Source organism: Cereibacter changlensis JA139, from assembly GCF_003034985.1.
Classification (GTDB): domain Bacteria; phylum Pseudomonadota; class Alphaproteobacteria; order Rhodobacterales; family Rhodobacteraceae; genus Cereibacter; species Cereibacter changlensis.
In genome coordinates, this window is record NZ_PZKG01000459.1 from 1 (window position 1) to 297 (window position 297).

The window sequence follows — 297 nt, forward strand, 5'->3', positions numbered from 1 at the left end:
CTGGCGATCGATTGCAGTTTAAGCTGCAGCTTTGATTGCAACCTTCGGGAAGTTCCACGGGAGCAGCGCGTCGATGTCGGACTTCGGGTGTCCGCCGGCGATGGCCTCCAGGGCTGCCGTGAGCCAGGCATAAGGCTCGACGCCGTTCAGGCGGCAGGTCCCGATGACCGAGGCGAAGCGCGCCCAGGACTGCCCGCCCTCGTCGTGTCCGGCGAAGAGTGCGTTCTTTCTTCCGAGGGTCAGCGGCCGTATGCGGTTCTCGATGAGGTTCGAGTCCATCTCGATCCGGCCGTCGTC

The 297-nt window shown here is 64.3% G+C and carries 1 protein-coding gene; it reads right to left on the reverse strand.

Annotated features, from left to right (window positions below; genetic code table 11):
• Positions 1 to 18: 18 nt before the first annotated feature.
• Positions 19 to 297 (reverse strand): transposase domain-containing protein (locus tag C5F48_RS24650; protein WP_146170803.1); only part of this gene is annotated, 279 nt, incomplete at its 5' end.